The sequence below is a fragment of the Pseudonocardia sp. genome, assembly GCF_025465255.1.
Lineage (GTDB): Bacteria > Actinomycetota > Actinomycetes > Mycobacteriales > Pseudonocardiaceae > Pseudonocardia.
Genome location: NZ_JAODNI010000061.1, coordinates 1 through 25,144, shown reverse-complemented (window position 1 = coordinate 25,144; position 25,144 = coordinate 1). Strand labels below are relative to the sequence as shown.

The window sequence follows — 25,144 nt, the reverse complement described above, 5'->3', positions numbered from 1 at the left end:
ACACCGGGGCACTCGCGGAGCCGGTGCCTCTGGGTGACCGGCCGATACCCCCTGCTTTCAGGGCCGGCCAACCCCCTCCGTCGGGCTGCCCCCGGCGCCGTCCGGTTGCGACAGTCGTCCTGGCATCGGGACCGTTCGCACCACAGCAGGGCAGGGCAGGCGATGACAGACGACAAGACGTGCGGCGGAAGAGCCGACGCCACGAGGGGGCACGACTCCCGCCCCGGCCGCCGTGGACTGTCGCGCCGGCGGATGCTTGCCGGCTCCGCGCTGCTGGCCGCGGCCACGGTCATCACCGGTGGCGCGTCGGAGGCCCTGGCGGCGACCGGTCCCGTGCAGGTACCGACCCCCACGCCGACGCCGCGCCCGCCCGTCGGACCGGCGGACGGCAGCCCGCTGCCGGGTGTGGCGCGCAGCAGGCACGCCGTCGGCGACCCCCGGGGCAGCGACGTCGTGGCCAGGTTCGGCCGGGCGCGAGAGGCCCGCTTCGGCACCATGTTCAAGCAGCTCACCGGGTTCGCGCCGGACGACGACCTGCTGGTCGGGCTGTCGGAGAGGATGGTGGAGGCCCGCGGCGCCGAGGACGACATCCGCCCCGACGGGCTGGACAACCCGGACATGCCGGCCGGGTTCATCTACCTGGGCCAGTTCATCGACCACGACATGACCCGGGACGCCACGCCGCTGGCCGACCAGCGCGTCGACCCTCGTGGGCTGACGAACTTCGACACCCCGCGGTTCGATCTCGGCTCCGTCTACGGCGGCGGTCCCACCGCGAACCCCGAGCTCTACGACCCGCAGCGGCCCGGTTACCTGCTGCTCCGCCAGAACGCCAACGGCCTCGAGGATCTGCCCCGCGGCGCGAACGGCTCGGCGTTCGTCGGGGACCCGCGCAACGACGAGAACCTGATCATCGCCCAGATGCAGATGGCGTTCATCAAGTTGCACAACCACTTCATGGACACCGAGAAGAACTTCACCCGCGCCCGGCAGCAGACCCGCTGGCACTACCAGTGGGTCATCGTGAACGACTTCCTGCCGCACGTCGTCGGCCGGCAGCTTCTCGACGAGATGATCTTCGCCCTGGGCCGGCGGACCCGGGCCCGGACGCTGTTCTACCGGCCGGGGAACCCGCTGCGGCCGATGATGCCGATCGAGTACTCCGTGGCCGCCTACCGCTGGGGGCACAGCGGCATCCGCGCCGAGTACGAGATGCATGACACGTCGCTGTCGCCCAATCCCGCGGTGCTGCCCATCTTCAGCACCGAGACCGGTCCGAACCCCCGCGACCTGCGAGGCTCCCGCCCGCTCTTCACCGACGCCACCGTCGACTGGAACTACTTCTTCGACATCCCCGGCGTCCGGCCGCCCGACGACCGCAACATGGCACGGCTCATCGACACCCAGGTGGCCCGGCCGCTGCACGATCTCCCCGACTCCGTGGTGGCCCACACCCCGGGCGCGATCATCGCGCTGGCCCAGCGCAACCTGCTGCGGGGCAAGCGGCTCGGGCTCCCGTCCGGCCAGGACGTCGCCGCCGCGATGCGCACCCGGGTTCCGACGATGCCCGCCCCGCTCACGAACGACCGGCTCGGGTTGGCCGACCCGCGGTGGGGAGGTAAGGCGCCACTGTGGTTCTACTGCCTCCGGGAGGCGGAGCTCGATGGCGGTCGCCGTCTCGGCCCCGTGGGCGGGCGGATCGTCGCCGAGGTCATCCTCGGCCTGATGCAGATCGACCTCGGGTCGTACTGGAACTCCCCGGCCGGCTTCACCCCCGTCGGCGGCCCGTCGTTCCGGATGGGCGACCTCCTCCGGCTGGCCGGGGCGCCCGTGGTGGTCCCCGCCTCCTGAGGCGTCCTCTGAACGGCCGGCCCGCGGCTCCTGCGGGCCGGCCCTCCGGCGTCCGGCCACGGGAATCGCGGCGTCCGCCGTCCCGAGGCCGCCCGGCCCGGTTACGGGCTGGGCGGGGCGGCCGTGGTCGTGGTCGTGGTCGTGACCGCGGCGGTCACGGCCGCCGGGGGCACGACCACCGGGGGCACGACCACCGGGGCCGACGGCGGGGGCGGCGACGACGACGACGTGGTCGACGACACCGGCGGAGGAGTGGTGGCCGGCGACGGCGGCACCGGCACGACGACGGGCGGTGTGGTCGCCGGTGTCGTCGGGCTCGGGACTACCACCGGCGAGGTGGCCGGCGGCGTCGTGGCAGCCGGGGCCGGCACCGTGCCGGCCGGAGCCGCAGCCGGCGGGGCGACGACCGCGGGGGCCACGACCGGCGCCGGTGCGGGAGCCACCGGGAGCGCGGTCGCCGGCAGGGCCGGCGCAGCGGCCGGCGGGAGCGCCGCCGGGGGCGCCACGAACTCGTCGGTCACGGGTGCGGTCGGCCCCGGCACCGGGGCGACGACGACCGCGTCGATCGGACCGGTGATCAGCGAGCCCGGTCCGGCCGCCGGCCGGGTGGCGCCGAGATAGTCGTCGCCCTCCCACCGGACGGACGCGACCTGCACGAGCGCGCCGGTGTGCGGGGCGTTCACCATCCGCCCTCCGCCCAGGTGGAGCCCGACGTGGTGCACGCGTCGCGGCGTGCCGTAGAAGACCAGGTCACCGGGCTTGAGCGCGGCGTCGGCGGGCACGTGGGGCCCGGCGTAGAACTGGGTGTGCGCGGTGCGCGGCAGGTCGATCCCCGCCGAGTCGTAGGACGCCTTGGTCAGCCCGGAGCAGTCGAAGCCGCCCTCCCCGCTCGCCGGCCCGTCGCCGCCCCACACGTAGGGGATGCCGATCTGCTTCATCGCGAACGTGATCGCGGCCTGGGCCCGCGCGTCGGAATCGGCGGTCGTCACCGACACGTCGGCGCCCGGACCGCTGTTCTCGGCCGCGAGGGCCACGATCAGCGGCGCCTCCGGGCCCGGCACCGGCCCGGCAACGACATCGGCCACGGCTCCCGACGGGGCAACGCCGGGAGCCGTCGCCGCGACCGGCAACGCGAGCAGGCCGATCAGGGCCGCGACGGCCACCGCCCCGGCGAGCAGCGCGTAGCGCGAGCTCTCGGGCGGCGGGAGCGGCGGCCCCACCTCGTCCACATCGGGGCGCCGCCGGTCGCAGGTGCCCCACCAGTCGTTGTGCAGCGACCCGTCGTACTCCTCGTACTCCTCGTACTCCTCGTACTCCTCGTACTCCTCGTACTCGTCGTCGCACCGGTCGAGTGCGACCTCGGCGTCGCACCGGTAGTCGAGGCCATCGGCCATCCGATCCCTCCGAAAACCTGTTGTCTGCATGCTTCGGGGGACGCGGAGCTGCGGGAACCCGCAAACGGTGGCGGGCCGGACACCCAAATTTCGGGGTCGTCCCCGCCGCTGCCGGCCGACGGACCGTCTCACGGTCGATCCGGACATGGCATCCCGGAAATACCGCCGAATCGTCCTTTTTCGACGATTCCTGTACCCGTATTTGCGGGTGTCTCGCCCACTCCAACAACGGCTGACGCAGGCACCCAGCGGACCTGCCGCTGAGCACCATCTACGGCTTCAACGGCACCTTTCCCGGGGCCAGCGGATCAACGCCGAGTACGGCAAGCCCGTGCTCGTCCGTTTCGAGAACCACCTCGACGAGAACCCGCTGGTCCTCGACCGCCAGGATTTCGGCGCTCCGGACTGGTCCTCTCTGACCCGTCTGCACAATGGGCACACCGCGCCGGAGAGCGACGGCAACCCGCACTACACGATGAAGTACGGACCGAAGTCACACAGTTACCTACCGAAGATGTTCGTCGTCGACTTCACCCGGTACCAGGACGGCTCGCCGACGACCAAGGGCGACGTGATCTACCTGACCAACGTCATGAAGATGCCCGACGGGCGGATGTGGTCCACCTCGTCGCGCGCCTCGGCCGACCCCGACTACAAGGTCCCGGTCATGAGGATCGTCATCGGTGACAACGCCCTCGACGACAGCCGAATCCCGACGCAGATGCGCCCGCTCCCGCCGCTGCCGAGCAACTGGAAGTGCATGCTCGACAACCGCCTGATCTTCGAGGTGAAGCGCGGCAGCGGGGACCTCCTCCTCACGCTCCGGCGATGCGGGGTGGGCGGCTGGGCCCCGGCGGGCGGGCGGGGGTCCGTCAGGTTGCGGAGCGCGGTTCCCCGGGCGCCCGGCGTCAGATGACGCCGCGGTGCTGCAGGTACCGGAAGGCCGCGATCCCGGGCAGCACCGGCAGCCAGTAGGTCAGCAGTCGGCAGGCGAGGACCGACGCCACGGCCGCCGTCGGCGCGATGCCCAGCGCGGTCAGCCCGCCGATCATCAGCGCCTCGACGGGGCCGAGGCCCCCGGGGACGGGGGCGATGTGGCCCAGGGTCTGCCCGACCATGAACACGGCGAGCACGCCGAACAGCGGGACGTGGGAGCCGAAGGCGGCCAGGCTCGCCGCGAGGCCCAGCCCGGACAGCAGCAGGTGCGCCGTCGCCCCGCCGAACAGCTGAGCCGCCCGCACGGGTCGGCGCAGGGTCGCCAGGAGCTCGCGCGTCACCTGCAGCCCCGGACGGACGACCTTGCGCCGCCCGAAGGGCGAGGCGAGTACCGCGACGGCGGCGACCACGACCACGACGGCCACGGTCGCCGCGGGCCATCCCAGCGGGATCCGAAGGCCGCGTAGCGAGTTCGACACACCGATCCCGAGCACGCCGATGACGCACCACACCCCGCCGACGACCGCGGTGGCGGTCATGTTCAGCACCGTGGCGCCGACCGCGCTGGAGCGGCGGATGCCGAGGCGCTCCATGAAGGCGATGTTGATGCCGAAGAAGCCGATGCCGCCCGGGGTGGTGCGCCCGGTGAACGCCGCGGCGACCTGCACGGCCGTGGTCCGCCAGAACGGCAGTGCCGTCGTGCTCGAACCCATGATCGACACCGCGGACGCCACGATGGCCAGCAGCCCGGTGAGGGTGGCCAGGGCGAGCCATCCCCAGTCCGCGTGCCGGAGCGAGCCGACCACCTCGCGCATGCCCGACAGCTGGGGCAGCACCGTGTAGACGGCGCCGCCGAGCAGCAGCAGACCCACGACGGTGGCCGGACGGACCGGGGAGCGCAGGGTCGGGATCGGCCGGTCGATGCGTTCCGCGAGGGTCTCCCGCAGGTCGATGAGCAGGTAGCGCTCGTCGCTGAGCTGCGTGCGGATGCGGCGTGGCAGGGCGAGCGGCTGCAGGTAGGCCAGCGCCGGTTCGAGCTGGTTGGCGGACAGGACGCGGCACGCGCTGTCGATCGTGCGGTTCACTCCGACGAGCGAGGTGAGGGAGACCAGCGCGTCGGCGAGGTCCTGGGCGGTGCGCGCCGTCGAGGCGCCGATCTTGCCGAAGGTGAGGTTGAGCAGCCAGGGGTCGCCGGCGGTGTCGACGAGGACGTTCTTGGCGCGCAGGTCGTGGTGCGCGATCCGCGCCTCGCACAGCGTGGCCACCTGCTCCCAGATGGCGTCGAGCAACCGGTCGTCGATCGTGTCGGGGGGCAGCGCGGTGAGCCGTCGGCCGTCGACCTGCCGGCGCACCAGGAGGGGTGGCCCGTGCCGCGTGGCACAGGTCAGCACGAGAGGCGGGGTGCGCACGCCGGCGGCCTGCGCGAAGAGCGTGACGAGCGCCTCGTGATCGGTCTCGTGGTGGATGCTCGACAGCCGGGGCTCGTCCTCGACCTCCAGGGACGCCAGCAGCCGCCGGAGCCGGTACAGGGGCCCGGCGCGACGGTGCAGCCGGCGCACCGCCTGCACGCGCAGCCGGTCCCCGTCGGCGGTGGTGACCAGGAACTCCAGGGGTCCGAGCAGGTGGCCACGGATGCGGACGATCTCCGCCGGCGCGAGCCCGGCCTGTTCCAGGGCCCGGCCCACCGCGGGCTCGGACGTCTGACGGCCCGGGGCGCCGAGCACCAGGTGGAAGACGGCGCCGACACCGGCACCGAGGAACGCCCCGGCGAACACGTCGAGGGGCAGGTTGGTGCCCAGGTACACGTCGGCGGCGGCGACCAGCACCACCACACCCCACGCGATCCTGCGGTGACGCGCCTGCAGGTAGGGCCCGGCCACCGCCACCATCGCCGCCGCGACCGCGGCGTGCAGGGCCGGGAACGCGAAGCCTGCGGCGTCGGGCAGCCGCACGCCGGCCGTGGCCAGCAACTCGGCGGGCAGGGGTCGCGGACCGACGAGCCCTTCGACTGCTCGGACGAGGCCCCAGGCGAGGACGCCGGCCGCCGCGACCTGCAGCCCGAGCCTGATCCGTCTCAGGTACAGCGTCCCCGCGGTGACGACCGCGATGCCGGGCCAGCCTCCGGCCATGGCGAGCACCTTCCACACCACGGTCGACGCCGCCGGGATCTGCCCGATCTGCTCGAAGATCGCCACCTCGACGGGGTTGGCGACGGGCATGCGCGCCACCAGTGAGCACAGCACCACGACCGCGGCGGCGACGCCCAGGACGACCAGATCACGCGGGTGCCGGCCGATCGGGGTGACGGGCGGACGCGGCCCGGTGCTGGTGGCCGTCGATCCCCGCTCGGAGGGTGCGTCGCCCGGCGATGCGGTTCCGCGCTCGTGGTCGACGCCGACGTGCGCTCGGCGCCACCCGTGATCCGATGTGACCATGTGCGTTCCCCCGACGGACGAACGGATCCGAGTGACTGTTCACCCCGCTCCCCCGCACTGCAACAGGAACCGGTCTCAGGGCGTCGAGGACACGACCCCGGTGTCCGAGCCCGCGGCGAGGACCGGCATGACGGCGAGCCGGCCGCGCGCCCGCTCGTGGGCCGCGGCGGCGGCGAGGTCGGGGAGCCGGCCCGCCTCGTCCGCGTAGAGCAGCAGCGTGTGCCGCCGTCCGTCGAGGAGCTCGAACAGCCGCACCCGTGAACGCCACCGCGCGCGGCGCAGACCACGGCAGTCCGGAGCACGCTCGCCGGGGCGAGGACCGCCGTCCAGCGCCTCCACACCGGCGCCCTCGCCGACCACCGGGCTGTCCGGGTGCGCGACCAGCAGCTGAGCTTCGCGCAGGAGCATCCGGGCCGGATCGCCGGCCTCGAACCCGGCGCGGGCGTGCCTGACCGTCCGCCCGACCACCTCTTCGCCGACCGGCCTCCGTTCCGCGTCGTAGCTGTCGAGCAGCCCTTCGGCGGCCACGCCCTCGACGGCCAGCGCCGGCCGCCATGCCAGGGCGACGGCGTCCTGGATGCCGGTGTTCATGCCCTGCGCGCCCGTCGGCGGGTGGATGTGTGCGGCGTCGCCCGGGTGTTACCGCGCCGGCGGGGCACCCGCGCGGCCGCTCTCGGTTGTGATCGGGAACACGTGCCGGTAGAACCGCCGGCATGGGAAGAGTCGAGGGAAAGGTCGCGCTGGTCACCGGCGCGGCCCAGGGCCAGGGCCGCAGCCACGCGATCGAGCTGGCCCGGGAGGGCGCCGACGTCATCGCCGTCGACATCTGCGAGCAGGTCGACGGGATGCCGTACCCGACGGGCAGCTGGGAGAAGCTGCAGGAGACCGTCGAGCAGGTCGAGGCGCTGGACCGGCGGATCGTCGCGGCGAAGGCGGACGTCCGCGACTTCGACGCCCTCAAGGCCGCGGTCGACGACGGCGTCTCCCAGCTCAGCCGGCTCGACATCGTCGCCGCCAACGCCGGGATCGGGTCGATGCCACACCGGGCGCACGAGATCGAGCGCGACGTCTGGCAGCAGATGATCGACATCAACCTCACCGGCGTCTGGCAGACCTGCAAGGCCGCCCTGCCGCACATGCTGGCCGCCGGCGAGGGCGGCGCGCTGGTGCTGACGAGCTCCGCCGCGGGGCTGCAGGCCTACGCCAACATCGCGCACTACGTGTCGGCCAAGCATGGCGTGGTGGGACTGATGCGCACCCTGGCGGTGGAGTACGCCCCGGACCGGATCCGGGTCAACAGCATCCACCCGACCCAGGTCGACACCGACATGGTCATGAATGACGAGACGATGAAGATCTTCGTCCCGGACAAGCCGAATCCCACGCGCGAGGACTTCGCCGTCTCCTCGCAGGCGATGAACGCCCTGCCCATCCCCTGGGTCGAGCCGATCGACATCAGCAAGGCGCTGGTGTTCCTGGCCTCCGACGATGCCCGCTACATCACCGGCGTCGCGCTTCCGGTCGACGCCGGGTGCCTCGTGAAGTGACTTCCGGCGGTGCGTTCGGCGACCCATGCCCGGCGGCCCGTCCGCTCCACGGGTTTGCCGACGCGCCGGCTCGGGCACGCCTCGCACGCCCGCCCCGGTTCCCGGCCGGGGCGACGGATCCTGGAGGGCCCATGCCGACCACCCGTCCCGAGTCCGCCGACGACCGGTCCGACGACGACTCCCCCGGCGGCCCGTACGTGGCGCACACCCGGGACGCCGACGAGGGCACCGCGTACCCCACCGACAGCGGGGTCGACGACCGCACCGACGCCGAGCGCGAGGCCGCCGAGTTCGGCGGGGAGTGAGCGGACGCGCGAGACAGGACCGGACGCACCGCACGAGGAGTTCGGATGGGCCTGCGCAGGGCGGCCGTCGCGGCCATCGCCGCGCTGCTGCTCCTCGGCTCCGCCGGCGGGTGCACCACCTCGCCGCCCACGCCGGAGCTGATCCGGACGATGACCTGGAACGTGAACACGATCCACTTCGCCCCGCCCGACTGGGCGCCGGTCATCGCGGCGCAGGACCCGGACGTCGTCGCGCTGCAGGAGATCTGCTCGGGTGACGCAGAAGAGCTACGGGCGATCCTCGGGCGCGACTACGGCATCGGGTACCGGCTCGTCCCCGGCCCCGTCCCCACCTCCGTCGACGGCGGCAGGGTCTTCGCCAGCGTCGACTGCGGTCGACGGAAGATCGGGACCGGTGCGTTCGGCCAGGCCCTTCTCACGAGGCTGGAGGTCGTGGCGGGATCGACGGTCGTGGCCTCGCTCCCCGTGCGCAGCGGAGTTGACGACGACGAACCTCGTGCCTACCTCGCGGCGACCCTGCGGAGGCAGGACGGCCGGGACATCCGGGTCGTCACCACCCACCTCTCGACCGGAGGTGCGGTACGCGGGGATCAGATCGCGGTCGTCGCGGAGGCCGCGCGCGCGTCTGCGACCGCCGTCGTCCTCGGTGATCTCAACACGAGCCCGGCCGAGACATCGCTGCTCGCGCCGCTGCTCAGGGACTTCGAGGACGTCGACCGGGCAAGGAACCGGTCCACCAGCCGCAACCAGGTCGACGGCCGCGGGTCCGAGCCGCAGGGCGAGAGGATCGACTACCTGTTCACGCGCGGCCTGAGCACCGTGGGGGAGCCCGAGACCTACCGGGTGACCTCGTCGGATCACCGGCCGCTGGTCGCCGATCTCCGCTAGGGCACGCCGCCACCACGCCTGCTCGTCGGGGCCCCGCCCGGCCGCTCGCCCGATTCGCCCGGGATTCATCGCTGCGCCGACTGCGAACAGGCTGGTGCCGATGACCCAGTGGCTTCCGGCATCTTCCTCGGGCCCGCGACCGTCACTCGTTAGTGTCGCTCACGCTCACGCTCCGCTTCGATTACGCCTGACGGCTCCTCTGAACGGGCAGCATATGGCAGCGCGGTTGGGCCGAACGAGTTCATCAAGATTGATGAAAACGGATCAGTCGCGTTACGGCCACAAAGGCCTGACCGAGGTATCCGCAGTGGACCGCGTCAATGATCGCCTATCCGAGACATCGCCCTCGCTCCCCCATCCTCACCAGGGCGCCCGGTCCGGCGCGCATGTCCTCGCCGAAGCCGACCCGATCAGCCAGCAGGGCCGGACGGGTCCGGTCGTCCAGCACCGCCGGACAGCTCCGAACATGCCGCAGGCGCGGAGCGGTCCGATGGTTCGACAGGCCCCGCCCGGTTCCGGCGTCGGCCGAGCACCGCTTCCGACGATCCCCGGCCAGCGTCGGCTCCAGCCCCTGCCCAGCCGTCCTTCCGCCCGCCCGACAACGCCGCCTCAGGTCCGGCGTACGACGACCGTCGTCGCCCTGGTCCCTGCGCACAACGAGCGCGAGGGCATCGCCGGGACGGTCCGCTCGCTGCGCGACCAGACTCGCGCACCGGACCGGATCATCGTTGTCGCGGACAACTGCACGGACGAGACGGTGATGCTCGCCCGTGAGGCCGGCGCCGAGGTCGTCGAGACCGTCGGGAATGTCCACAAGAAGGCGGGAGCGCTGAACTTCGCCCTCGAGATGGTCCTGCCCGTCTTGCGCGACGAGGACGTCGTGCTGGCCATGGACGCGGACAGCCGGCTGATGCCGGACTTCGTCGACATCGGACTTCGCCACCTCGTCGGCACACCGGATCGCGGGGCGATCAGTGGGTCCTATGTGGCGCGGGACGACCCGCGTGTCGTCGCTCTGCTCCAGCGCATCGAGTACGCGCAGGGTCTCCACACCGTGCACTCCCGCGGTGGTCGAATCCACGTCCTGTCCGGGGCGGCCTGCATGTTCTCGGCGGGGGCGTTGCGCAAGGTGGCCGCGCTCCGCGGCTCGCCCGCGCTACCCGGGCCGCGCGGATCGGTCTACCACGAGGAGTCCCTCACCGAGGACTACGAACTGACCGTCGCTCTGAAGCGCATCGGTTACCGGCCGGTCAACGCCCGGGACTGCCGCGTCGTCACCGACGTGATGGACACCTGGCAGGCCTGGTCCGTGCAGCGTCTGCGCTGGCAGCGGGGCACCCTCGAGACCCTGTTCGGGTACGGCTTCGTGCAGCACACGCGCAAGGCCTGGGCGATCCAGGTCTGGACGTACTTCCGATCCCTGATACCGCTGTTGATGGTGGCCTACTGGGGCTACGCGCTGGCGTTCGAGTCGATCACCTTCCAGGCGTTCTGGCTGATCGTGCTGCCGGTGTTCATGCTCGACCAGCTCGTGTCGGCCTGGAAGGCGGGAGGCCGCGCTCGGCTCTGGGCGGTTTGTCTCGTCCCGATGTGGCTCTACGACGTCCGGCAGTCGTTCGTCTACTGGAAGGCGCTGTTCCGCAGCCTGCGCCGCACCGAGTCCGAGTGGGTCACCTGATGGACCACGTCACCATCGCCGATCTCCTGCTCGAGTTCGGCCACGACCTCTTCATGATCGCCACCTGGCTGTTCACCGCTCTGACCCTGTTCGTGGTCGGCCTCGCGCTGTACCGTCTGGTGCCCCGGCGACCTCGGGACATCGTGGGCCGGGAACCGGGTGACCAGCGATGATCGACGTGTCGGCGCCGACGGTCCGCTCCCACACACCTCCCCCGATCCCCTACCGTCGTCTGCCCTGGCGTACCGCGGTGGCCGGGTTGCTGCCGCTGCGGTGGCGAGGTGCGGCTGCGGAGCGGCGGATCGGCAGGCTTCCCGTCCTCGCCGTGCTGGTGGTGTTCGCCGCGATGGTCCTGGCGCTGGACAACACGGTGTTCACCGACGAGGCCGCGCTGATCCAGATCGGCCGGGATCAGTTGTCGTACGGCCTGGGCGCCGCGGCCACGGAGCCGCTCCACCTGCGCGGTGCCCCCGCGTTCTACCCCGTGCTGGCCGCGGTCCTGGACGCGTTCGGCGGTCTCGCGGCCGTCCGGATGCTGAGCCTGTGCGCGTTGCTCGGAACGATCCTGCTGCTCAGGGCGACCGCGGCCACCGCGACCTCGTCCGCACGCTTCGGCCTGCTCAGCGGCGCCGCGTTCGCGTTCACCGCGGGCGCGGTCTACACCGGTGCGCTGGCCACGCCCGACGCCCTGTGCCTGCTGATGTTGGCCCTCGCCCTGTGGTGCGGAGTAGCCGGACGGACCGCGGGCGCCGGGGCACTGTGCGGCGGCGCCCTCGCGTTCGCCGTCGCGCTGGAGTACGTCGCACTGCTGCTCCTCCCAGCGGTCGTCCTGGTGATCGTGCTGCTCCGCAGATGGAAGGGAGGCGGCACCTGGTCGGAGCGCGTACAGATGGCTCTGGCCGCCACGGTGGTGCTGACGGGCCTCCTCGCCGGTCTCCTCCTGCTCGAGGGCCCGGCCTTCACCGAGGGGCTCGTCGTGACGACGACGGCCCCGGGGACCTTGCCTGCGCACCTCGTGGACCTGGGTCCGACCATCGGCTGGCTCGGCCTCGATCTCACCGTCGTCGGGCTCCTCGCCCTCGCCGGAACGGCGCTCGCGCCGCGCGGCGCCCGCCTGCTCCCGGTCTGCGTCCTCGTGACCGGGGCGGTCGTCCCCTTCGTCGCCATGTGGGCCGGCGGGACGACGTCTGCGAACCGGCTCAGCGCCTACTCGGCCCTGCTCCTGGCGCCTCTGGCCGGGCAGGCCCTGGCCGCGATGTCGCGAAGCCTGCTTCGGTGGGTGCCGGTCCTGGCCGTGCTCGTGGTGGCGCCCGTGCTGGCCACCGCCCAGTCCCAGATGATGTTCCACGGCTGGGTGGACGTGCGCCCTGCCCTGGCCGTCGTCGAACGCCATCGCACCCCCGGCCTCTACCTCTCGACCGCGTCGGACACGTTGCGTTACTACACGCGCGGCCGGCTGGACGCTCCTCGGTGGGAGGGGACGTCGACGCTCTACGCCGCGGGCCCGGACGCCGTTCGCGGGGCCGTCGCCGCCCGCAGGTACGCGATGGTGATCCTGCAGCCCTACTCCGCGGCCGCCCCGGCGCAGGACGCGCTGCTCGACGCCCTGAACCGAAGTGCGGACTACATGCAGGAGGGCCCGATCGCGGACACCGTCGACCCCGAGGCCCGGTGGACCGTCTACCGCCTCCTCAACACGGTCCCGTGACCCCCGCGTTCTCGCGGCGGGCCCTCCTCGCCGGGACGGCGAGCCTGGGCCTGTCGGCGTTCTCCTGCGGCGCCTCCGTGGAGAGGCCCCCGCTGCCGGCGAAGGTCGTCGCCGGCTACTGGCCGACCTGGGTGCCGGACGCGATCCGGGTGCGGGACCTTCCCGCCGAGTACAACGTGGTGCACCTGTTCGCCGCGACACCGAGGGGAACCTCCGGGGACGTCGCGTGGCAACCGCCCGGCGACGGCCGCGGAGCGCGAACGAACCTGAGGACGGACATCGCGTTCGCGCGGAAGAGCCAGGGTCGCGCGGTCCTGTTGTCCGTCGGCGGCGCCGGGCACGGGATCACGTTCGACTCGCGCGCGACCTCCACCCGGTTCGTCGACGGCCTCCGTCGGATCATCGACACCGAGCTCGGCGGGGTGGACGGCGTGGATCTCAACACGTTCGAGGACAAGCACCGGCCGAACCTCGACGAGTATTCGTGGATCAGCGAAGGGCTCAAATCCGCCTACGGCGAAGCGTTCGCCGTGTGTGCGCCACCTGCGCCCTGGCGGGACACCGACAGGGCCTTCTGCCGAGACATGGCCGGAGCGGGCCTGCTCGACCTCTGCGGACCGCAGTACTACGACGACCCGGGACTGACGAGCACTCAGTACATCGTGGACAGCGTGGGCGAATGGGCCGGCCTCGTGGGCGCGACCCGGCTTTACGTCGGATTCGGCATCATCTCCGGACCGCCGCTCTACATGACGGTCGAGCGTTGCGCGGACGCGTGGTGCCGGGTTCAGCAGGCCGTGCCAGGGGTCAGAGGCGCCTTCTGCTGGAACACCGCGGCCGACGACGCCGGTGGCTGGCGGTTCGCCTCCGAGGTCGGCCGCCTCGTGCTCACCTGAGATCCCTTCCATCCTGATCACCGGAGGTCGTCCGTGTCTTCTCACAAGGTGGCCGGTGGGGGCCGTGCCGGCTTCTCGCCTTGGGCCTGGCTGGCATTCCTCGCCGCGTGCGGTTTCGTGGCCGCCGCGCTCACAGTGAGCCCACCTACGGGCGGTACCTCGGCACCAGCGGCTGTGGTCGTCGACCAGCAGGCCTCCACGGACGAGGTCGCGGCGCAGAGCAGCGGGGGGGCAGCCCGTCCGCTGGCGAACGACTGCTCCGGTGGGACCGTCCATTTCACCTTCGACGACGGTCCGAACGTCCACACACCGCTCCTGCTCGATCGCCTGGCCGCACTGCACCTCAAAGCGACGTTCTTCGTAATGGGCGAGCGTGTCGCCGGCCGGGAGCAGATCATCAGGCGAGAGGTCGCCGAGGGCCACAGCGTGCAGAACCACTCCTACCGGCACTTCAACCTGGTGACGGGCACGGACCTCGCCGGCGTGGGACGGACACCGTGGGGCGCCTCGCAGATCGAGTTCGAGCTCATCATGGACAACCGCGTCATCACCGCGGCGGGCGCTCCGACCCCGACGCAATACCGTCCGCCCTACGGCTCCGTGAATCTCGAGGTCGACAAGATCGCCACCAAGCTGGGCCTACGGCTGATCATGCCGTGGAGCGACCACGACGACATGCTTTTCGACGACAGCCACGACACGGAGGCGGGGGTGACGGCGGACGTCGTAGCCCGCAACGTACTCGAAGGACTTCACCCGAACAGCATCATCACGATGCACGACGGCGAGCAGGCCGCGACCTTGCACAGCACCGCGGCGCTGCAGCCGATCGTCGACGCGATGAACGAGCGGCACATGTGCGCGTCGACGGAGCTGCCGGCGGACTCGACGGGCGGGGTGTTCTCCGCGCCGGGGCGAGGTGGATCGTCCGGACACCCGGAATAGCACGAGGCTGTTTGCGCACGGCGAACGACAGGTTGGAAGGCTGGCAGGGTGGGGGCCATGACGCGATACGAGTACCGGGTGCTGCAGATCCGGGAGAGCATGATCGGCGGGAAGCTCTCGGCGGACAAGCTGGAGAAGCTGCTCAACGAGGAGGCCCGCCAGGGGTGGCAGCTCAAGGCGATCACCAGCACCGAGGTGAAGGGCCGGGTCGGGCCGGGCGGCGTGGAGGGCCTGCTGGTCACCTTCGAGCGTCCGGCTGGCTGACCCGGACCGCAGTGCGGCGTCATCCATGGACCGTTCGCCCCCGACGCAGCGTTCCCTCCGTGAGCGGGGGCAGCAGTGTGGTCACGGCACTGCTACCGCCGGGCCCTCGCTCCCCGTGCTGAGCTTGGCGACGACCTGCGTCGCGGGTCCGAACTGGTAGTCGCCGGCGGCCAGGCCGGTGATCACCTGCGAGGTGCCGGTGCTGGCCCTGGCCCGCCGTGGCCCTGAGGCCGGTCGGCCCGGTGGTCGTCCCTGCGGCGGCCGTGAACCGACCAACAGGGCCTGTACCAGCGCTCATGGCCATGAGATCAGCCGCATTCGCGGCCCATGGCAGCAACATGCGACACCTTTTCGCCCCAGGACCGGATTCACGGTAGCCGCGCAGCAAAGGGGGTTCGCCGGGCTGACCGCGCCCCAGCCCGCCCGGCCGAACAGCCTCCCGAACGTGCTGGCAGTCGACGGTCAGGTCAGCTCGCGTCCCTTCGTTTCGGGCGTGAGGAGGGTGGTGATCAGCCCGATGGACACGAGAACGATCATGTAGAGGGCGAAGACCCACTGCAGGTCGTGCGAGGTCAGCCAGGTCAGGACATAGGGTGCGGTGCCGCCGAAGATGGCGACGATGAACGAGTAGGGCACCCCGATCCCGGAGGCCCGCACCGCCGTGGGGAACAGCTCGGCGAAGTAGGCGGGCATGATCCCGACGAAGGCGCCGAGGAAGAACAGCGCGACCATCATGATCAGGGTCAGCCGCAGCGCGGAGTCGTTGATGGCGTTGAGCAGCGGGAACGACAGCAGTACGAACGCGATGCCGTAGGTGAGGAAGACCGGTTTGCGGCCGAAGCGGTCCGACAGCTTTCCCCAGAGCGGCAGCGTGATCATGAAGAAGACGTTGGCGATGACGCTGCCCCAGAGCGCGCCGCTGGCCGGTACGCCCTTGGCGCTGATCGCGAATCCGGACACTCCGACGGCCCAGATGTAGTAGACGACGGTGACGCCGAGGCTCAGCCCCAGGATCCGGGCGAGGCTGGCCTTGTTCCGGGCCAGGCCGCGGAGAAGCTCGCGGGTGCTGCGGCTGGTGGAGGTGTCGTCGTCCTGCTCGGCGAAGGCCTCGGTCTCGGGGAGGCTTCGGCGGAGGTAGAGCCCCACGATTCCGAGGAGCCCGCCGACGAGGAACGGGATTCGCCAGGCCCAGTCCCGCAGGGTGTCGGTGCCGAGCACGCTCGTGGCTCCGGCGCCGATCAGGGAGGCGAGGACGATCCCGGCGGTGACGGAGATGTAGAGGCTGGTGGACCAGAGCCCGCGGCGGGCGCGGGGGGCGATCTCGGCGATGTAGGTGTAGGACGCCGCGATCTCGCCTCCGTGGGCGAGCCCCTGCCCGAGCCGGGCCAGGACGAGGATGACCGCAGCCCAGATACCGACGCTCGCATGGGTGGGCGCGACGCCGACGACGAGGCTCCCGGCGGCCATGAGCAGCATCGAGGTGGTCATGGAGAACCGGCGGCCGCGACGGTCTGCCAGCCACCCGAACACGAACCCGCCGATGGGTCGCATGAAGAACCCGACGGCGAACACGGCGAGGGTTGACAACAGGGCCCCGGTCGGGCTGTCGTCGACGAAGAACTGGGCGGCGAAGAACGGAGCGAAGATCGCGTAGACGCTCCAGTCGTACCACACCAGGGTGTTGCCGACCCCGGCTCCGAGGAGGGTGCGGAACGGGTGCTGGACTGCGGGTGCGACGTGCTCGGGGGTCTGACTTGGAGCCGACATTGGCCCTCCAGATGAGGTCAGGTGGTGGCGGCCGGGGCCGCGGTGGACGCGGCGCCGGCGCGGGCGGCGTCGATGCCCGCGGTGCGACCGAAGATCATTCCGCGGAGCACGGAGGTTCCGCCGGGGTACTTGCCGTGGTAGAGCCCGGTGCATTCGCCTGCGGCGTAGAGCCCGGCGATCGTGGAGCCGTCGTCACGGACGACGCGGGCGCGCTCGTCGGTGGCCAGGCCACCGAAGGTGAACACGATCGCGCAGGAGACGGGCCAGGCCCGGAACGGCGGTGCGGCCAGCGGCACGGCCCAGTTGCTCTTGCGCGGTTCCAGCCCGGTGGTGGCCAGCCCGTCGGGCCGGCGCCAGTCGAACTCGCCCTCCCCCGTGGCCGCGTTGAAGGCGGTGACGGTGGAGGTGAGGGCATCGACCGGAAGACCGGTGGCGTCGGCGAGTTCGGCGAGGGTGTCGGCGACCACCGGTTTGACGCCGGTGAGCAGCCCTCGTTCGCGGTCGGTGACGCGGTCGAGTTGGGTGTCGGTGATGAACCAGGCCGTTCCCCCGTCGCGGGCCCAGACGGCCCGGGCAGTCGCTTCGTAGGTCTCGTCGACCGTGCCGCGGCCCTCGTCGACGAACCGCTCGGCGTGCCGGTCAACGAGGATCCCGTAGGGAAAGACCATCACCAGTGCTTCGGCGTCGGCGCTGCGGGGGTCGACGGGCTCGGCGTGGAAGGAGTCCCACTGCCCGGCTCGGGCGGCGCCGGCGTCGAGCGCCATGCGGATTCCCTCGCCGCGGTTGCCGTGCACGCTCGGCGCGATCGGCAGCAGGGTGGACGCGTCCCGACCGAGCGCCTCGGTGAGGAACTCCGGGTCGCCCTCGAACCCGCCGGAGGCGATCACCACCGAACCCGCCGTAATGGTCACCGGCCCCTCGGGCCCGGTGACCCGCAGCCCGGTGATCTGCTGCCCCTCGATGACGAGGCTCTCGGCGGTGGTGGAGTAGCGGAACTCGACACCCAGTTTCTGAGCGGCCGGGCGCAACGCGGCCAGCAGGGCCTCGCCGCCGCCGTGGGGCTGCAGCCGAGGTCGGGCGCTGTTGATGAAGTACGTGGGGAACCGGCGGAAGCGGGCACCGTGCCCCTGGATCCACTCCATCGTCTCGGGCAACCGCTCGAGCAGCTCGTCGACATACCAGCGGGGAGTGCGGCCGTCGGAGAAGCCGACCAGATCGTCGACGAACGTCGGGTCCGGCTCGTAGACGTCGTCGAGCCGAAAGTACGCCGCGGTCCATCGGGTGTTGCCCCCGGCCTCGGACTCGGCGGCCCGGTCCACGACCAGGACGCGCGCGCCTTCTTCGGCCGCAGCGACCGCGGCCGACAGGCCCGCGATCCCGGAGCCGACCACCACGACGTCGTAGGGGTTCTCGCTCATGGTTCCTCGCTCCTCAGGCACGCGGGTTGAAGGGGTCCTTGACACCCTGACCGGTGTCGACCCAGACGCTCTTCTCCTCGGTGTAGGCGTGGAGCGCGTCGGGGCCGTTCTCCCGGCCGACACCGCTCTGCTTGTAGCCGCCGAACGGGGTGGCGTAGCCGGTCTTGCGGTAGTTGTTGATCCAGACCGTGCCCGCGCGGAGCTTCCCGGCGACCCGGTGCGCGCGCTGCACGTTCCCCGTCCACACCCCCGCGGCGAGGCCGAACTCGCTGTCGTTCGCGATCTTGATCGCGTCGGCCTCGTCGGTGAACCGCAGGACGGAGGCGATGGGGCCGAAGACCTCCTCGCGGGCGATCGTCATGTCGTTGGTGACGTCGGCGAACACGGTGGGCCGCACGAACAGCCCGTTCGGCAGGTCCGCGACGGTCGCCGGCACTCCCCCGGCGACGAGACGGGCGCCCTCGGCCTTCGCCACGTCGATGTAGTGCAGGACCTTCTCCAGCTGGGCCTGGTTGGCGATCGTGCCCATCTGGGTGGCGTCGTCCTGCGGGTTGCCGACCACGATCGCCTCGGCGCGCCGGGCGAGCTCGTCGACGACCCGGTCGTAGATCTCGTCCTGCACCAGGATCCGCGACCCGGCCATGCAGGTCTGGCCGCTGGCGCCGAAGATCCCCGCGATCACGCCGTTGATGGCGGTGTCCACATCGGCGTCGGCGAAGACGATGTTCGGGGACTTCCCGCCCAGTTCCAGCGACAGGCTCTTCAGCGACTTGCCCGCCTGCGAGGCGATCGCCTGCCCCGTCGCGGTCGACCCCGTGAAAGCGATCTTGTCGACCTCCGGGTGTCCGGTCAGGGCCGTGCCTGAGGGCTGGCCGAGCCCGGTCACGACGTTGAACACGCCCGGGGGCAGGCCGCACTCGGCGGCGATCTCGGCCAGCCGCAGCGTCGAGACCGGCGTGATCTCCGACGGCTTCGCGACGACCGTGCACCCGGCTGCGAGCGCCGGGCCGAGCTTCCAGATCAGCAGCAGCAGCGGCGAGTTCCACGGCGTGATCGCGGCGACGACGCCCAGCGGCTCACGGACCGTGTAGTTGATGATGTCGGTCAGGTGCAGCGGGTTGGTGTGCCCCGCGGGCATCTGCGCCAGCCCCGCGTAGTAGGTGAAGTATTCGGGCAGCAGCTTGGCCTGCCCGTACATCTCGCGGTAGAGCTTCCCGTTCTCCCGCACCTGCAGCGCTGCGAGCTCCTCGGCGTGCTCCCCGATGGCCTGGCCGAACCGCACCAGGAACGCGGCACGGTCCGCGGCCCGCCAGGTCGGCCAGGGGCCCTCCTCGAACGCCCGACGCGCGCTGCGCACTGCGCGGTCCACATCGTCGACCGACGCGTCCGGGACCTGGGCCCAGACCTCACCGGTCGCCGGGTCGTCGACGTCGACGTACCCGGGACCCGACGGCTCCACGAAGGCGTTGTCGATGAACAAGCCGTAGCGCGTGGGCGGGACCTGCGGCGGATGGGCGACCGCGGTGTCGGCGGCGTGAGACATGCCAGAGCCTTTCTTCGGAATCGGTGACCGAGAGGAACGTTAGCCGATTGCCCCACAATCGGGCAATGGGGCAGTTGGGCCATAGGGCCGTGGGGTCGTAGGGCGACGGTGTTAGGCTCGACCCCGAGACAGGACGAGGGAGCCAAGATGAAGATCACCCGCGTATACGCTCCGGTCCGCGAGCAGGTCGCGGACGCGATCCGGGCAGAGATCATCAACGGTGGCCTCAAGCCCGGCCAGCGGCTCATCGAACGGGAACTCTGCGCCGAGCTCGATGTCGGGCGGAACACGCTCCGCGAGGCCTACCGGCAGCTCGAGGTCGAAGGCTTCATCACCATCGCCCCCCATAAGGGACCGACCGTCACCGTCCTGACCGACGACGAGGCCCGACAGGTCTACGAAGTGCGCGAGGCGCTCGAGTGCATGGCCGTACGCCTGTTCGTCGAACGTGGCAGCGACGCCGACATCGACCGACTGCGTACGGCGGTGGAGGCCGTACGAAGAGCCCACCGCTCCGGCGAAGTCCCAGCGATGCTCGAGGTCAAGAAGGACTTCTACGACGCGCTCTACGCCGGCTCCGGCAACGACATACTCCGCGACCAGGCCGCGCTACTCCAGAGCCGCCTCTACCGGCTCCGCGCCCGGTCGCTCTCCAGCGCGGGCCGGCCGGATGCGAGCGTCACCGAGATCGAACGCGTCCTCGACCGGATCACCGCCCGGGACGCGGCGGGGGCCGCCGACCTCTGGGGACAACACATCCGTCGCGCGGCAGGAGCAGCGCTCGGCGGAGCGACGGATCACCAGACAGCCGACAACGTGAGTGCTTGACGAGCGCGAGCACGAGCCGGCTGCGGCTGACATTTCCGCCCTTGAGCGAAAGGCAGCCATCGGTTCAACCACTTCTCAAGACCGTCTGGAACCTGCCTGCCAGCGCAACGCTCGTCGGTCGGGCGAACTGACGACCGGATCGCGCCGCGTGCGGGCTACCGGTTCTGAGACCGGTACCTGCCCGGCGTCACTCCGACCCGCTTCTTGAACTCGCGGGTCATGTGGCTCTGATCCGCGAAGCCGCAGGCGCAGGCGACGTCGAGGAGCGGCCGGTTGGAGCGTTCGAGCATCATCCGTGCCCTGTCGACCCGTTCCCGGAGGACGAACTCATGGGGTGGCGTTCCCGTCGTCGCGCGGAAGCTGCGGGCGAAGTGGAAGCGGCTCAGGCCGATCTCGGTCGCCAGGTCGTCGAGGGAGATCTTCTCGTCGAGGTGCTGGTGGATGTAGTCGCGCACGGCGCGGTCCTGCTGGAACGTCAGGCCGTCGGCCCCGCCGCGCTCGCGGAAGAGCACGTGGGCGTGGCGGCGCAGGATGTGAACGGCGAGCTGGCAGGACAGCGAGTCAACCATGAGCCTGCTGCCTGCGGCGCCCTGCGCGGCCTCACAGGCGATCTGCATGGCGGTCTGGTGGATGGCGGGGTCGTTGGCCTTGACGGTGTCGTGGAGCTCGACCTCCTGGACGTCGCGTTCGTACATCTGCCGGCAGGTGGCCGCGAGCTCGTCCTGGGTGAGGTAGACGTGGACGACCTCGATGTCCTCCGGCCACACCCAGTGCGATTCAGCGGCGCGGGTCAGCAGTGAGACGTCGCCCGGCCCGAGTGTCTCGTTGATCCATTCGCCGTCGATGCGGCGCCGCATCGAGGTCTCGCCCCGTCGGTAGGCGACGACCATGTAGTCCCGCAGCGGCGGCACCTCGACGTCGGATCCCGCGTAGCGGTATCCGCGCACGGACACCCCGTCCCACCCCGCCGCAGGGCTCTGCACGGTGAGCTGTCCCGGTACCCACTGCGGGAGCTGGTCGGGGGCGATGAACTCCTCCGCCATGTGAACCTCCGCGTCCGCGCCGACGCCACCTGTTCCGCTTGTCAGAGTATGTCGTGTGGTCCCGATCACAGCTGTTTTGCGCAAGGTTCTTCTACCGCTGCGGCTGATCCTTCCATCGAGCAAGGTTCTTCAACGCCGACGAGCCGCGCGTTCAAGCTTCGGAGGCAACGGTGCCGGGATTGTGCGCATCACCCATCCCGCACCTCTGAGGGAGACACGTCCGATGACAGTCAGCGACGACACCCGCACGAGCACCGTCGACGCGGTCGTGATCGGGGCCGGGTTCTCCGGCCTCTACATGCTGCACAAGCTGCGCGACCGGATGGGCTTGACGGTCCGGGTCTTCGAGGCGGGAAGCGGGGTGGGTGGGACGTGGTACTGGAACCGCTATCCCGGTGCTCGGTCGGATTCCGACAGCTACGTCTATGGCTTCACCTTCGACGAGCAGCTGTGGCGGGAGTGGGAATGGAGCGAGCGCTACCCGGAGCAGCACGAGATCCGCGCCTACCTGGAGCACGTGGCGGACCGGTTCGACCTCAACAAGGACATCACCTTCGACACCCGCGTCACAGGCGCCACCTTCGACGAGGCGGACAACAGCTGGACGGTCACGACCGACAAGGGTCAGACGATTAGTGCGCGATACCTCATCACAGCTGTCGGGGCGCTGTCCGTGTCGAACCTGCCGGACTTTCCGGGCCGCGACTCGTTCCAGGGCGAGACCTACCACACCGGGCACTGGCCGCACGAGGGCGTGGACTTCACCGGCAAGGGTGTCGGCGTCATCGGTACGGGCGCGAGCGCCGTGCAGGCTATCCCGCTGATCGCGAAGGAGGCCTCCGACCTGACGGTCTTCCAGCGCACGGCCAACTACGTCATCCCGGCCAACAACGGGCCGGTGCCCGAGGAGATCCGGCAGGCGCGCCTGGGCAACTACGCCGGCATCCGGGAGCGCATCCAGCAGTCGTACTTCGGCTTCGAGCTCGACCTGCTCGAGAAGGGCGCGCTGGAGTCCACGGACGAGGAGATCTACAGCGAGCTGATGCCCCGCTGGGAGGAGGGCGGGTTCGGCATCTGGCTGGGCAGCTACGTCGACATGTTCTTCGACGACGACGCCAACGCCAAGGTCCGCAACTTCCTGCACGACCGCATCCGGGAGAAGGTGAAGGACCCGGAGACCGCGGAGCTGCTGATCCCCAAGGGCTATCCGTTCGGGGTCAAGCGGAACCCGCTCGACTCCGGCTACTACGAGACGTTCAACGAGCCGCACGTGCACCTGGTGGACGTGAAGTCCAACCCGATCGCCGCGGTCACACCGACGGGGTTGCGGCTGGAGGACGGCGCGACCTTCGAGTTCGACGCGATCGTCTACGCCACCGGTTTCGATGCGATGACGGGGCCGATGAACAAGATCGACATTCGGGGTCGCGGTGGTCAGTTGCTGGGGGAGAAGTGGGCGGACGGTCCCCGCACGTACCTGGGCCTGACCAGCGCCGGGTTCCCCAACCTGTTCACCATCACCGGGCCGCAGAGCCCTTCGGTGCTCTCGAACATGCCGGTCTCGATCGAGCAGCACGTCGACCTCGTCGCGACGATCATCGGCGAGGTGCGCGACCGCGGGGCCGCGACCGTCGAGCCCACGAAGGAGGCCGAGGACGCCTGGGTGGTGCACAACGCGGAGCTGGTCAAACCGACACTCTTCGAGACCGCCGACACCTGGTACATGGGCGCCAACATCCCTGGCAAGCCGCGGGTGTTCATGCCCCACCTCAGCTTCGTCGGCCCCTACCGGGCCAAGTGCGACGAGATCGTCGCCAATGACTACGAAGGGTTCGTGTTCGACACCGGCAGGCAGGGAGCACTGGCATGATCGACAACCCGTTCTACTCCCACGAGTTCCATGGCGACTACGACCTGATCTCCGTCGGCAGGCTGGACCTCGAGGAGGGCGGTTCGATCGCGGACTGCGAGCTCGCCGTGGCGACGTTCGGCTCGCTCAACGAGGCCAAGGACAACGCCATTCTGGTGACCACCTGGTACTCGGGCACCCACCAGATCTTCCGCGACGTCTACATCGGGCCGGACCACGCGCTGAACCCCGAGCGGTACTTCATCGTGGTGATCAACCAGATCGGGTCGGGGCTCTCCACCTCGCCGCACAACGCCCCCGACGAGATCTCCATGTCCCATTTCCCGAGAGTCCGCATCGGCGACGACGTCGTGGCGCAGGAGCGGCTACTGCGCGAGCACTTCGGCATCGAGCAGCTGCAACTGGTCGTCGGCGGGTCGATGGGGGCCCAGCAGACCTACGAGTGGGCGGTCCGGTTCCCGGGCAAGGTCCTGCGCGCGGCCCCGATCGCCGGCACCGCGCAGAACACGCCGCACGACTACCTGTTCGGGAAGGCGCTGATGGAGGCGATCACGTCCGACCCGGGCTTCGCCGAGGGCGAGTACAAGTCGAACGTCGACGTCGTCGACGGGCTGACGCGCCATGCCGGGATCTGGGCGGTGATGGGCTTCTCCACCGAGTTCTGGAAGCAGGAGGTCTGGCGTGCGCTGGAGTTCGAGTCCAAGGAGGCCTTCATGGAAGGCTTCCTCGAGCCCTACTTCACCGTCAGGGACCCCAACGACCTGTTGACCATGGCCTGGAAGTGGCAGCACGGCGATGTCGCCCGCCACACGAACGGCGATCTCGCGGCGGCGCTCGGCCGGATCACGGCCAGGACCTTCGTGATACCGATCAACGAGGACATGTTCTTCCCGGTCCGCGACCACGAGGCCGAGCAGAAGCACATCAAGAACAGCGAGTTGCGCGTCGTCGACGACATCCTCGGTCACCTGGGGCTGTTCGGCGTCGCACCTGGCTACATGCCGCAGATCGACCAGCACCTGGGCGAGCTGCTCGCTACGAAGGTCTGAACGGTTCCACCCCTCGCGGACCGGGCGGACATGATGTCCGTCCGGTCCCCGCCCGCGCGTGACTGAAGTGACTCCGCCAACTTCTTGCGCCTGAACGTCGCTGAGCAGACGGTCTCGGGTCTCGCGCCCGGCGTTCGATGTCCGGGCCGGCCGGGACGATCTCCACGAGGTTGTGCCGGCGGCGGGCGACGGGGTCGATTCCGGCGTAGACCCGCACCCGTCGGGCGCCGCTCGGCATCGAGCCGATCCCGCGCCTCGGTCAGCTGGGTGCTCGACGGCGGATCACCAACTCGCTGGCCGTCGGCGGGATCCTCGCCGTCGGCCGCCACATCCGCACGGGCACCCGTCCGCAGCAACCGCCGATGCCCCGTGGCCACAGGCCAACCGGCCAAATTCCTGAGCCACGGGCGATGCCCGGAGCAAGACCGTCCCGTCAGATGCGGTGCAGGTCGCACTCCGGGTGCGGGGTGGGCACGGGCGCGGGCTGCCGCGACCGCCGCCGGACCAGTTCGGCGACGGCGAGCGCCAGGGCCAGCAGCATGGACCCGGCGGCGGCGAACAACGCGTCCGAGATGGCCGTCGAGTAGTCATGGGTGCGGGTGAGCCCCGAGTAGAACACACTGGCCAGCGCCGCGGTGCCCAGCGCGGCGCCGATCCGCTGGCCGGTCTGCAGGGCTCCACCGGCCGCGCCGGCCATCCGCACGGGCACCGCCTCCAGGGCGAGGGTGATGTTGGGGGTGACCACCATCCCGCCGCCGATCCCGGCCAGGAACAGCGGG

The 25,144-nt window shown here is 70.8% G+C and carries 20 protein-coding genes and 2 pseudogenes; 14 read left to right on the top strand and 8 right to left on the bottom strand.

What is annotated here, in order from left to right; translation table 11 throughout:
* Positions 1-252 precede the first annotated feature (252 nt).
* Positions 253-1,851 carry a heme peroxidase family protein gene (locus tag JWP64_RS06270; RefSeq protein WP_297493418.1) on the top strand — a complete coding sequence of 533 codons (1,599 nt, stop codon included), beginning with the start codon at positions 253-255 and terminating at the stop codon, positions 1,849-1,851.
* Between the two features lie 101 nt (positions 1,852-1,952).
* Here JWP64_RS06270 and JWP64_RS31395 read toward each other — a convergent pair whose 3' ends face one another.
* Positions 1,953-3,245, bottom strand: coding sequence for a C40 family peptidase (locus JWP64_RS31395; RefSeq protein WP_366889484.1), 1,293 nt, complete (start codon positions 3,243-3,245; stop codon positions 1,953-1,955).
* Between the two features lie 331 nt (positions 3,246-3,576).
* On the opposite strand from JWP64_RS31395, the gene JWP64_RS06260 reads away from it, so the two are divergent.
* Positions 3,577-4,161, top strand: a complete 585-nt coding sequence (locus tag JWP64_RS06260; protein WP_297493417.1) for a hypothetical protein — start codon at positions 3,577-3,579, stop codon at positions 4,159-4,161.
* On the opposite strand, the gene JWP64_RS06255 is transcribed toward JWP64_RS06260, so the two are convergent.
* Positions 4,154-6,616, bottom strand: a complete 2,463-nt coding sequence (locus JWP64_RS06255) for a lysylphosphatidylglycerol synthase domain-containing protein (RefSeq protein ID WP_297493415.1) — start codon at positions 6,614-6,616, stop codon at positions 4,154-4,156. The genes JWP64_RS06260 and JWP64_RS06255 overlap by 8 nt on opposite strands.
* Positions 6,617-6,691: 75 nt before the next feature.
* Positions 6,692-7,237: pseudogene (locus JWP64_RS06250) on the bottom strand (FAD-dependent monooxygenase); the annotation flags it as partial.
* A gap of 92 nt (positions 7,238-7,329) precedes the next feature.
* On the opposite strand from JWP64_RS06250, the gene JWP64_RS06245 reads away from it, so the two are divergent.
* The 9 genes from JWP64_RS06245 to JWP64_RS06205 all read left to right on the top strand — a co-directional run bounded on the left by JWP64_RS06245 (position 7,330) and on the right by JWP64_RS06205 (position 14,847).
* Positions 7,330-8,163 (top strand): mycofactocin-coupled SDR family oxidoreductase, encoded by an 834-nt coding sequence (locus JWP64_RS06245; protein WP_297493413.1) that lies wholly within the window; start codon positions 7,330-7,332, stop codon positions 8,161-8,163.
* Positions 8,164-8,294: 131 nt separating this feature from the next.
* Entirely contained in the window at positions 8,295-8,468 is a 174-nt protein-coding gene (locus JWP64_RS06240; RefSeq protein WP_297493411.1) for a hypothetical protein, read from the top strand.
* Between the two features lie 45 nt (positions 8,469-8,513).
* Entirely contained in the window at positions 8,514-9,356 is an 843-nt protein-coding gene (locus tag JWP64_RS06235) for an endonuclease/exonuclease/phosphatase family protein (RefSeq protein WP_297493409.1), read from the top strand.
* 490 nt (positions 9,357-9,846) lie between these two features.
* The gene (locus tag JWP64_RS06230; protein WP_297493406.1) at positions 9,847-11,034 is read left to right on the top strand and encodes a glycosyltransferase family 2 protein; all 1,188 of its coding nucleotides are present in this window, start codon (positions 9,847-9,849) and stop codon (positions 11,032-11,034) included.
* Positions 11,034-11,207, top strand: coding sequence for a hypothetical protein (locus tag JWP64_RS06225; protein WP_297493403.1), 174 nt, complete (start codon positions 11,034-11,036; stop codon positions 11,205-11,207). The genes JWP64_RS06230 and JWP64_RS06225 overlap by 1 nt, the downstream gene beginning before the upstream one ends.
* Positions 11,204-12,742, top strand: a complete 1,539-nt coding sequence (locus JWP64_RS06220; protein WP_297493402.1) for a hypothetical protein — start codon at positions 11,204-11,206, stop codon at positions 12,740-12,742. The genes JWP64_RS06225 and JWP64_RS06220 overlap by 4 nt, the downstream gene beginning before the upstream one ends.
* Positions 12,739-13,638 carry a glycosyl hydrolase family 18 protein gene (locus JWP64_RS06215; RefSeq protein ID WP_297493399.1) on the top strand — a complete coding sequence of 300 codons (900 nt, stop codon included), beginning with the start codon at positions 12,739-12,741 and terminating at the stop codon, positions 13,636-13,638. The genes JWP64_RS06220 and JWP64_RS06215 overlap by 4 nt, the downstream gene beginning before the upstream one ends.
* 33 nt (positions 13,639-13,671) lie before the next feature.
* On the top strand, positions 13,672-14,583 hold the full coding sequence (locus JWP64_RS06210) for a polysaccharide deacetylase family protein (protein ID WP_297493397.1): 912 nt from the start codon (positions 13,672-13,674) through the stop codon (positions 14,581-14,583).
* A gap of 57 nt (positions 14,584-14,640) precedes the next feature.
* The gene (locus tag JWP64_RS06205; RefSeq protein ID WP_297493393.1) at positions 14,641-14,847 is read left to right on the top strand and encodes a DUF4177 domain-containing protein; all 207 of its coding nucleotides are present in this window, start codon (positions 14,641-14,643) and stop codon (positions 14,845-14,847) included.
* A 462-nt stretch (positions 14,848-15,309) separates the two neighbouring features.
* Here the strand turns inward: JWP64_RS06205 and JWP64_RS06200 are convergent, their stop codons facing one another.
* From JWP64_RS06200 to JWP64_RS06190, 3 genes are read right to left on the bottom strand one after another with little or no spacing between them, the layout of a single operon-like run.
* Positions 15,310-16,614 carry an MFS transporter gene (locus tag JWP64_RS06200; RefSeq protein WP_297493390.1) on the bottom strand — a complete coding sequence of 435 codons (1,305 nt, stop codon included), beginning with the start codon at positions 16,612-16,614 and terminating at the stop codon, positions 15,310-15,312.
* Between the two features lie 17 nt (positions 16,615-16,631).
* Complete coding sequence (gene tcuA / locus JWP64_RS06195; protein WP_297493387.1) at positions 16,632-18,032, bottom strand: FAD-dependent tricarballylate dehydrogenase TcuA; 1,401 nt, start codon at positions 18,030-18,032, stop codon at positions 16,632-16,634.
* Positions 18,033-18,045: 13 nt separating this feature from the next.
* Positions 18,046-19,575 carry an aldehyde dehydrogenase gene (locus tag JWP64_RS06190; RefSeq protein ID WP_297493384.1) on the bottom strand — a complete coding sequence of 510 codons (1,530 nt, stop codon included), beginning with the start codon at positions 19,573-19,575 and terminating at the stop codon, positions 18,046-18,048.
* A 147-nt stretch (positions 19,576-19,722) separates the two neighbouring features.
* Between JWP64_RS06190 and JWP64_RS06185 the strand changes: the two genes are divergently transcribed.
* Entirely contained in the window at positions 19,723-20,403 is a 681-nt protein-coding gene (locus JWP64_RS06185; RefSeq protein WP_297493382.1) for a GntR family transcriptional regulator, read from the top strand.
* Positions 20,404-20,558: 155 nt separating this feature from the next.
* On the opposite strand, the gene JWP64_RS06180 is transcribed toward JWP64_RS06185, so the two are convergent.
* Entirely contained in the window at positions 20,559-21,446 is an 888-nt protein-coding gene (locus tag JWP64_RS06180) for an AraC family transcriptional regulator (protein ID WP_297493381.1), read from the bottom strand.
* A gap of 223 nt (positions 21,447-21,669) precedes the next feature.
* On the opposite strand from JWP64_RS06180, the gene JWP64_RS06175 reads away from it, so the two are divergent.
* Together JWP64_RS06175 and JWP64_RS06170 are read left to right on the top strand one after the other, a co-directional pair.
* Positions 21,670-23,316, top strand: a complete 1,647-nt coding sequence (locus JWP64_RS06175; protein ID WP_297493377.1) for an NAD(P)/FAD-dependent oxidoreductase — start codon at positions 21,670-21,672, stop codon at positions 23,314-23,316.
* Complete coding sequence (locus tag JWP64_RS06170) at positions 23,313-24,365, top strand: alpha/beta fold hydrolase (protein WP_297493374.1); 1,053 nt, start codon at positions 23,313-23,315, stop codon at positions 24,363-24,365. The genes JWP64_RS06175 and JWP64_RS06170 overlap by 4 nt, the downstream gene beginning before the upstream one ends.
* Positions 24,366-24,798: 433 nt before the next feature.
* Here the strand turns inward: JWP64_RS06170 and JWP64_RS06165 are convergent.
* Positions 24,799-25,144: pseudogene (locus tag JWP64_RS06165) on the bottom strand (MFS transporter); the annotation flags it as partial.